A 9198-nucleotide genomic window follows, 5' to 3' on the forward strand; every position below is an offset into this window, starting at 1 on the left:
GCATGACGATTTCCGTTGCCAAGCCCACTGGCCTTGCGCCGCCTTCACGCGCCAATTGGGGTGCCGTCTACGCTCTGACACTTTGCGTATCTACGCTGGTCGCCTCGGAGTTCATGCCGGTCAGTCTGCTGACCCCGATCGCGCGCGACCTTTCGCTTACGGAAGGGCAGGCAGGACAAGCCATAGCGGTTTCGGGCGTGTTCGCGGTGATCGCCAGCTTGCTCGTATCCTCCGCGACCTATCGGCTGGACCGGAGAGTATTGTTGCTCTGGCTGACGGTGCTGATGCTGGTGTCCGGAATTGTCGTTGCAATCGCGCCGAACTTCACGGTGCTTATGCTGGGCCGTGCGCTGGTCGGGATCGTAATCGGTGGTTTCTGGTCGCTGTCGGCTGCCGTCGCCATGCGTCTGGTGCCCGATGCCGACGTGCCGCGCGCGCTGGCGGTGTTCAACGGTGGCAACGCCCTGGCAACGACCGTAGCGGCGCCGCTTGGCAGCTTCCTGGGGCAATACATCGGCTGGCGTGGGGCGTTCTTCTGCGTAGTACCGCTTGCCGCCCTGACTTTCGTCTGGCTGCTTGTCAGCCTGCCGAGCATGGCAAGCCAGGGGCGGCCCAGGCTGGGCGCGCCGTTCGCAGTGCTGCGCCGGCCGAACGTGCCTTACGGCATTGCGGCGGTGGCGCTGTTCTTCATGGCGCAATTCGGCGTCTTCACCTACCTTCGCCCGTTCCTGGAAGGCGTTACCCGCGTCGGCGGAAGTGAGCTTTCCATCCTGCTGCTAGTGCTTGGCCTTGCCGGGCTGCTGGGAACCTACCTGATCGGCCGCGTGGTGAACGCCCGCCTGCATGCATTGCTGGTGGGGTTGCCGCTGGCAATGGCGGCAATTGCCGTGGCTCTGACCGCCTTCGGCGCTTCGGTGGCATGTGCCGGGCTGTTGCTCGCGCTCTGGGGGCTTGTCGGCACCGCAGCACCCGTGGCGTGGTGGACCTGGCTTGCGCGCACGGTTCCCGACGATGCCGAAGCCGGTGGGGGGGTGATGGTGGCTGTCGTGCAGATGGCGATCACCGCGGGAGCGGCCGGCGGCGGCCTGATCTTCGATGCCGGCGGCTACGAACCGACTTTTACGACGAGCGGGATACTCTTCTGCCTCTCCGCCTCGGTCGCGCTCTTGGGCGCAAGGGCGGCAGCTAAAAGGACGCCCGCTGCGGACAACCCGGAGCCCTCGATGGAGGCATCGCATGCGTAGCAAAAGTGCGCTCGATCGCAGCCTTTGAAAGGAGATCAGACATGCAAGTCACCCGTCAGGCCGATATGCAAACGGTCGAAGGATCGGCAGATTACTTCACCGGCAAAGTTACGATTACCGGTCAGTTCCAGCGGCCCGAACCTTCGCGGGTCTGTGGCGCCGTCGTTCACTTCGAACCGGGTGCCCGTACGGCATGGCACAGCCACCCGGCCGGTCAGACGCTGATCGTGACGGAAGGTGTAGGCTGGACGCAAGTGGAAGGCGGGCCGGTGGTAGAGTTCTACGCGGGCGACGTGCTGTGGTGCCCGGCCGAGCACAAGCACTGGCACGGAGCAACGCCACACGAAGCGATGACGCATATCGCGATCCAAGAGAGCGTCGACGGTTCCCCTGTGACGTGGTTGGAGAAGGTGACCGACGAACAGTATCGGGCGGGACCAGCCGACAAAATGAACAGGCCTATTCCGGGTGTCTCAGGTTTGCGGCGGTAACGTCGGGTTTCGACCGAGGCTGTGTAAAAGCGTCATCCTGTGGTAGAGTTTCTCTGTAATTCGGGAGGCTATTGGATGGGCCGTTGAACGTGAGGCGCAGCGCAACATCGAGCTGATGTGGCTGACCGGCCGACTGGCGCCAGACTTCAAGACGATCGCCAACTTTCGACGGGATAATGGTGCCGCGATCCGGGCAGTCTGCAGCCAATTTGTGATGCTGTGCCGGCAGTTGAGCCTTTTTGTGCAGGCAACCGTCGCGATTGACGGCGGCAAGTTCAAAGCGGTGAATAACCGGGATCGCAACTACACAGAACATAAAGCGGCCAAGCGGATCGAACAGGTCGAGGCCAGCATCGGGCGCTACCTTGCTGCACTCGACCGTGCCGATCGTGAGACCAGCGACGTCCCGCAGGCACGAGTTGAACAGATCCAGGACAAGATCGCGGGCTTGTGCGGCCACATGCGGTTCCTGAAGGAGATGGCCGCGCAAGTCGAAGCGGCGTCCGATCATCAGGTATCGCTGACCGATCCGGATGCCAAGTCCATGAACAGCAGCGGTCGGGGAATTGGCATTGTTGGCTACAATTTGCAGGCGGCGGTGGATGCTGAACACCACCTCATTGTCGCGCATGAAGTGGTGAACGAGGGCAACGACCGGGCGCAACTCGCGCCGATGAGCCGGCTAGCTCAGGCAGCCATCGCCGAACCTGAAATCACCGTCCTGCCAGATCGCGGCTATATGAACGGGGCGCTCGTACTGGAATGCGAAGGCACCGGCATTTTACCCTGCGTGCCCAGAACCGACACCTCCGGCAAAGCCCAGCGCGGCTTATTCACCAAGGCTGACTTCGTGTACGATGCCGATCACGACCATTATACCTGTCCGGCAGGGGAGCATCTGACCAAGGCACTTGCGCGGTCCAATCATCATGGGGACATTCACCACTACCGCAATCTGAGCGCCTGCCAGAGCTGCGTTCTGCGACCGCGCCGTACCACTGAATACGTGAAGCGATGGAAGCATGAGGCGGTCATCGATGCCATGCAAAAGCGGCTCGACCTGTTACCCAATGCCATGGACATCCGTCGCCGGACCGTAGAGCATTTCTTCGGCACGCTCAAATCCTGGATGGGTAGTACGCATTTTCTAACCAAGACACTCAAAAACCGACCTACAATATGAAGCGGATGATCCAGATCATGGGCGTCCAGCCCCTCATCGCAGCGATCCGGAACTGAAGGGTTCGCGCGGAAGCTAAGCAATCGGCAACGCTGCTCCCAAAATCCATCTCTCGCGCAGATCACTTCCGAAGCGTTTCTACACAGCCTCGACCCATCAAAGCCATTTGGCGGCGCGTTTAAGCTGCCCAGTGCGGAAGGTCGGCTTCAGCTTTTTCGTCTCGTCCAAACATGCTCGCGCGCAGCACCGATATGCTCCAAGGCTACCACTAGACATGTTAAGCGTCAGCTTATCAGTCCAGCGCCATTGATGATCAAGGCTAGCCCGATCGGGTTTCTCGCTGCGGCTGGGACATGGACGTCGAGTGCGCCAGCAGATCGCGTAAAGGGCAATGGCTGATCACTTCCCGGCAAGGTAACGCGGCGCACCTCACCTCTACTGACGGGGTTGGCGCTGCTCAGCAGTGTCATGTGGACCACTCCATCTGCAGGCCAGCCCAGAACGAGCGCGTGAAGTGCGCCGTCGCGCGTAACATAGCGGATGTCCTGCGAGGTGTAGGTCGATGCCGGACCGCCCTCGGAGAAGGCGCCTGCGTCGCGGGGCGATGTTCCCTCCCCATGCACACGCCAGGGCCGGGTGCCGTAGATCGCTTCCCCATAGCGCCCCATCCATGTCGCGATCTCTTCAACAATCTGCCGTTCTTTTTCATCGATGGTGCCATCGCCGCGGATTGGCACGCTCAGCATCAGATTGCCGTTCTTGGAGACCACATCACAAAGCGTATGAATAACCTTGGCGGACGTCTTGTACCGGTTTTCGCGAAGATATTGCTCGCCATAAAACCAGTTGCCCAGGCATGTTTCGGTTTGCCAGGGATATTGATCGATATAGCTTTTCTGGCCGCGCTCGACGACATCGACCAGGCCCATCCGTCGCTGTGGCGGTGTTTCCTTGGCCGTGACCACAGCTTCCAGTCGGCCGCCGTTCCACTCCATGCTCCTGTTGTAGAAATAGGCAGCCATGTCGAGCCCGGCTTGCTGCAGTGGGAGGTCGTGATTGTCAAAATACAACATGTCGGGCCGATATTTGTCGATCAGTTCCCGGCAACGTTGCGCCCAGCGCCGCACGAATTTGGGATCGGATGGCACGCCCTCATTCCACAATCCGTCGGTGCCGGCGTGCCAGGCATTCGCCTCTGCGACCGAACCGATGCCATCGGGCATCGCCATGCTCGGTCCGGTATAGAGCAGTTGCGGGTCAAGTCCCTCCCACCAGGTACCTCGCCCGGCTGCCTTGGTCAGCTTCGCTGCATCATAACGCTGCCCGCGTCGGCTTCCTTCGGCGTCGTAGCCATAAGCGGCTTGGTTCCAGTGCCACGCATGTCCGGAATGGTTCGACACTGCAAAGCGAAGTCCGCGCTCTCGTGAGAGCTTTTCCCATATGCCGATGATATCCTTGCGCGGGCCCACGCGCGTCGAATTCCAGGGCTGGAAGGATGACGCATAACAATCGAAATTATCGTGGTGATTGGCGATCGCCATGAAGTAGCGCGCGCCAGCCCGCTTATAGAGGTCGAGCAACTCCGCTGGGTCCCAGCGCTCCGCCCGCCATCTGTTCTGAATCTCCATGAACCCGGTGTCTGCAGGGTGCCCGTAATTCCTCAGATGATGGTCGTAGGAGGGATGTCCTTGCAGGTAGATGTTTCTGGCATACCAGTCATCGCCAGCGGCAGGAACAGATGCAGCCCCCCAATGCGCCCAGATTCCAAATTTCGCGTCGCGGAACCAATCGGGCGCACTGTAGCCAGTCGTCAGAGACGCCCAGTCGCCGGCAAAGCTGGCAGGAGGAGGCACCTTGGGCAGCCGTAATGCGGGAAACTGTTGATCGGGGCGAACGATGCCGGCCAGTGACGGCGTTGCCGCGGCGGCAAGCCCGGCGCCCAGAATCCAACGCCGTGTTTGATGCATCTCGATCCCCTCCATCTCTTCGCTGAATAGAGGGCAATGGTTTTTATAAGTAAAGGTCTATTTCGTCTGTGCAATTATGCTTGATGACGAGATACTCCCGCGCATCAAGCCGGGTACGACCCTTTGTCGCCGTTCCAAGGCCAAAATCCCATGCTCAGGTGCGGTTCGTCCGGTATTCCGGCCGGTCGCGACCGAGGTTGTGTAGAAACGCTTCCGAGGTGAATTGCGCGGGTGATGGATCTTTGGGGGGCGGCGGCGCCTGATGCGCGGCCTCCGCGCGAACCCTTCAGTTCCGGATCGCTGCGATGAGGGGCTGAACGCCCATGATCTGGATCATCCGCTTCATATTGTAGGTCGGCACGCACAAACTCATCTCGGTTCTGACGTTTTTGAGTGTCTTGGTTAGAAAATGCGTACTGCCCATCCAGGATTTGAGAGTGCCGAAGAAATGCTCTACGGTCCGGCGACGGATGCCCATGGCATTAGGTAACAGGTCGAGCCGCTTTTGCATGGCATCGATGACCGCCTCATGCTTCCATCGCTTGACGCGCTTCAAGTATTCAGTGGTACAGCGCGGTCGCAGAACGCAGCTCTGGCAGGCGCTCAGATTGCGGTAGTGGTGAATGTCCCCATGATGATTGGACCGCGCACGTGCCTTGGTCAGATGCTCCCCTGCCGGACAGGTATAATGGTCGTGATCGGCATCGTACACGAAGTCAGCCTTGGTGAATAAGCCGCGCTGGGCTTTGCCGGAGGTGTCGGTTCTGGGCACGCAGGGTAAAATACCGGTGCCTTCGCATTCCAGTACGAGCGTCCCGTTCATATAACCGCGATCCGCCAGGACGGTGATTTCAGGTTCGGCGATGGCTGCCTGAGCTAGCCGGTTCATCGGCGCGAGTTGCGCCCGGCGCTCACGAAGAGGATGTCGCGCTCGACGTGTGCTGCGGCACCGGGGCGCTGGCGCTTCCCCAGAAGCCGCGCTTCCGCAGTCGGCCCGGCCTCGGGCGTGGGTGGAGGTTGCACCGGACGCAGCAAATGTCCGATTTGGTCATGATGCCGTTCAACGCAGACGATGAGAGAGACGGCTTCGTCCCACGACCTGGCGGTCGTCCCCGATGAAACCCGACCCTTTTCAGTCGCTCAGGGGGCTACATGCCGGTCCTCAGATGCGGACCAGCATGTTGTCGAGCGTTGCGAACGATCCACGCAGTCCCATTTCGAGCTGTGAGCTATCGCTTGTGTCGAAACCTGCCGTTGGCCATCGCCTGCCAGCGTTCTGTCGTCCTTTACCTAGGGGTGCTCTGAAGTAGTCGATGTTTCGGAGCTGGAGGATCGCTCGTCCGCCGCCGACACGGGAACAGCACCTCCGCCAGCCAGCATGCCATTCAGGGACTCGCCGCTCATCCCGAGTTCGGCCATCAGACCATCAATGAGCGGTCCGCCCACCCGGTAGCGGAGCGCCGCTGCGACGGCGGCATCCGCGAGGTTCTCACGCCCGCCGCCACTTGTGCCTTCCGCAGCACCGTTGCCATGAAGCCCGCGCGCATCAAGGATGCTGATCCGGTCGATATTTTCCATGGGCTTGCTCGCCGCTGCGATGATCGAGGGCAGGGCGGCCAGCATGGCCTTGCGCAGAAGCAGCGCGGTCTGCGCATCGTTGAGCAAGTTGGTGGCTTCGTTGATCGCTGCCTGACCCGCTGCATCGACTTCGAAGGCTGCCTGGCGCCCTTGTGCACGTGCCTTCTCTGCGTCCGCCTCGGCCGTGGCCTCTGTACGCAAAGCGCTTGCCCGCGCTTCGGCAGCTTCCTTCTCGGCCGAAGCCGCCACGGTGATGCCGACGGCTTCCTCCTGCGCGCGCTGAGTGGCGGCGATGACCGCAACGTTCTTGTTGCGGTTGGCGATTTCGGTGGCCTTGGCCGTGGCGACGCTCTCTTCAGCCCTTACGGCAAGCGCGCGAGCTTCGTTTGCAGCGGCGGTCGCGGTCGATTCTTCCTCGGACTTCTGGGCCGTCTGCACGGCGGTAGTGATGCGGGCGATCTCGATCGTGCGGTCACGCTCGATGGTCGCTGTCTGAACGGCCCCGTCGCGGGCGATCGTCGCCGTCTTGATGACCTTGTCCGCCTCCGTCTGCGCCACGGTCTGCGCCTGTTCCGCAGTAATCCGCGCGATCTCGGCCAAGCGCGTCTGTTCGGCCTCGGCCGTCGCGATCGCGGTAGCCTGTTCGGCACGGCGGGCGGCCAGCGTCTGCTCTTGGGTCAGGCGTGCCTGCTCTGCAGCCTGCGCGATCTCGAGCGACTGGTTGTTCGCCTCCAAGTTGCGCTGTTCGATCTCGACGCGGTTGGTGGCGACGATGTCGTTGCGGATCTTCTTTCGTTCCTCGATCGTGCGCGTGAGCACGGTCAGGCCTTCTGCGTCGAAGGCGTTGTTCTCGTTGAAGTGTTCAAACGCCGTCTGATCGAAATGGGTGATGCTGACCGACTCGAGTTGGAACCCGTTCATATCGAGATCGGTCATCAGCGCTTCCTGCACCTTCTGGATGAAGTCGGCGCGGTTGGCGTGCAGGTGCTCCATCGTCATGGTCGCGGCGACCGAGCGGAGTGCCGAGACCAGCTTGCCGTCGAGCAGGGATTTCACCGCATCGGCGCTGTTGACCGAATCGCCCAGCGTCTGCGCGGCAGCGGCGATTGATTGTGCATCGGGCTTCACCTTGATGTGGAACAGGCCGACCACGTCGACTCGCAATTTGTCCAGCGTGATCAGCGCGTCCTTGTTGAGGCGCGACACCTCCAGCTTCACCGTCGTCAGGCGCACCTGCATCAATTCATGCAGCACCGGGATGACCATGATACCGCCGTTCAGGACGACCTTTTCGCCGCCAAAGCCGGTGCGGATGAGCGCGACGTCCTTGGTGGCTCGTCGATAGAGGCGGGTCAGGATGATCCCGATTACGACCAGCGCGATAAGGACGATGCCGGCGTAGATCAGGATATTCAGAAGCGAAGCGGGCACGATGAAATTCCCCCGGATAGTACGTGCAGAATATGTATTAGATCGGATTCAGGAATGCGGCCCGTTCGGGCAGCGCAAAGAAGAGTGTCCCCTCGCGACGTACGAGAAGAACCGTCTCACCGGCAGCGATACTGTCTTCGTCCTCGTGCGGTTCAAGCATAACGAAATGGGCCTGCCCGTGGTGATCGAGCACTTTGGCCCGGGCAGGTGACCCGCGCCGCGCGGTGCCTTCGAGGACCGTGCCTCGCCGCCGCAACAGATCGTTGGTGGAAACGACCGTCGACTCGAACCCCGGCATGACACGGGCCAGTCCGTTTGCGGCAAAAGTGTTCAGAACCGTCCCGATGAGCAAAGCCGCCCCGGCTGCAAGGCCCGGGTGAAGCGGCGCACCAAAAAGCGCCGTCATGGATTGTTGCACCGCAATGCCGCTCACCGTGAAGCAGCCCAACAGAGATGTGAGCCAAATCAGGATAGGAAGCTCGCCACCCAACCCGAGCCAGCCAAGAACACTGTCTCCGGCATCGGCAGAGGCGTCCGCATCGAGGTCGAGATGGCCCAACCCCAGTCCGACGACCTCGATCACGCCAATCCCAATCATGATCAAAAACGAAAATGTGAAAGGAATGTAAGGAGGTGTCAGAAGTTGCGCGAACATCAGCCATGAATATCACGACAAAGTCGGCTTGTCAGGTGGAACCGGAGTAGCGTTCATCTGGCATACTTTGATGGCGCATTCCAGTGCCGGGGGCGCGTTCACATCCGCCACCTCCAACCCGTTTTCACCGTTCCGGTGCGGATGCTGGAGTTTCAATTCCGACCCATCTTTGCCGTTCAGCCTTAATTTCGAGGTCCCTGAATGGGGACAGTCCGGTAAGGCAAGTCGCGACCAAACCCAGACATGCGCTAGTACATCAACAAACGTCAGGTTCGAGCGAACCTGGTCGATCGCGCCAGTGGATGCAAACGGTTGAGAAACGCGAGGTGCATCCGTCTGCCGCGAGGCTTGTCCCTTTTCGTTCGGTGCTGAGGTGACCGCCTACCCCGATGCACGATATCGAAACGCGCGAAAGTTCACTTTGCCCTGACCTGCCGCGAAAAGGACTGGTTTCATTTCTCCTCCCGATGCCTCCCCTCAAGAACACTGCCGGCGGAAGCCGCGAATACGCTCGGCATTTTTCCGCGACTCTGCTCGTCCAACGACTTCAGGCGAAAGTCCCCTAGGGCATTCCCCTCACCAAGTCTGAGGAGAATGCCCGATGGGCCGGCTTCCCGGCAAATGCTTGTCTAGGAACCTTCTCAGTGGCTCC

5 protein-coding genes and 2 pseudogenes are annotated in these 9198 nt (G+C 60.8%); 3 read left to right on the top strand and 4 right to left on the bottom strand.

The annotated features are described in order from the left end of the window. Positions 1–2: 2 nt before the first annotated feature. The 3 genes and pseudogenes from ACI3K3_RS01205 to ACI3K3_RS01215 form a co-directional block, all read left to right on the top strand. Positions 3–1244 (top strand): MFS transporter, encoded by a 1242-nt coding sequence (locus ACI3K3_RS01205; protein WP_404911546.1) that lies wholly within the window; start codon positions 3–5, stop codon positions 1242–1244. Between the two features lie 41 nt (positions 1245–1285). After that, positions 1286–1735, top strand: a complete 450-nt coding sequence (locus ACI3K3_RS01210; RefSeq protein ID WP_404911547.1) for a cupin domain-containing protein — start codon at positions 1286–1288, stop codon at positions 1733–1735. Positions 1736–1817: 82 nt separating this feature from the next. Continuing rightward, a pseudogene (locus ACI3K3_RS01215) lies at positions 1818–2974 on the top strand (IS1182 family transposase); the annotation flags it as partial. A gap of 225 nt (positions 2975–3199) precedes the next feature. On the opposite strand, the gene ACI3K3_RS01220 reads toward ACI3K3_RS01215, so the two are convergent. The 4 genes and pseudogenes from ACI3K3_RS01220 to ACI3K3_RS01235 form a co-directional block, all read right to left on the bottom strand. Next, on the bottom strand, positions 3200–4897 hold the full coding sequence (locus tag ACI3K3_RS01220) for an alpha-L-fucosidase (RefSeq protein WP_404911548.1): 1698 nt from the start codon (positions 4895–4897) through the stop codon (positions 3200–3202). Between the two features lie 271 nt (positions 4898–5168). Continuing rightward, a pseudogene (locus ACI3K3_RS01225) lies at positions 5169–5789 on the bottom strand (transposase); the annotation flags it as partial. Positions 5790–6172: 383 nt separating this feature from the next. Further along, positions 6173–7891, bottom strand: a complete 1719-nt coding sequence (locus tag ACI3K3_RS01230; protein WP_404911549.1) for a flotillin family protein — start codon at positions 7889–7891, stop codon at positions 6173–6175. A 37-nt stretch (positions 7892–7928) separates the two neighbouring features. Continuing rightward, positions 7929–8546 carry an OB-fold-containig protein gene (locus ACI3K3_RS01235; protein ID WP_404911550.1) on the bottom strand — a complete coding sequence of 206 codons (618 nt, stop codon included), beginning with the start codon at positions 8544–8546 and terminating at the stop codon, positions 7929–7931. Between the last annotated feature and the right edge of the window lie 652 nt (positions 8547–9198).

The organism is Novosphingobium sp. ZW T3_23 (genome assembly GCF_044987305.1).
Classification (GTDB): Bacteria; Pseudomonadota; Alphaproteobacteria; order Sphingomonadales; family Sphingomonadaceae; genus Novosphingobium.

What these genes read in the sequence shown, in the direction of transcription:
- ACI3K3_RS01205 (WP_404911546.1), top strand. Translation starts at nt 3, where the DNA reads ATGACGATTTCCGTTGCCAAGCCCACTGGCCTTGCGCCGCCTTCACGC.
- ACI3K3_RS01210 (WP_404911547.1), top strand. Translation starts at nt 1,286, where the DNA reads ATGCAAGTCACCCGTCAGGCCGATATGCAAACGGTCGAAGGATCGGCA.
- ACI3K3_RS01220 (WP_404911548.1), bottom strand. Translation starts at nt 4,897, where the DNA reads ATGGAGGGGATCGAGATGCATCAAACACGGCGTTGGATTCTGGGCGCC.
- ACI3K3_RS01235 (WP_404911550.1), bottom strand. Translation starts at nt 8,546, where the DNA reads ATGTTCGCGCAACTTCTGACACCTCCTTACATTCCTTTCACATTTTCG.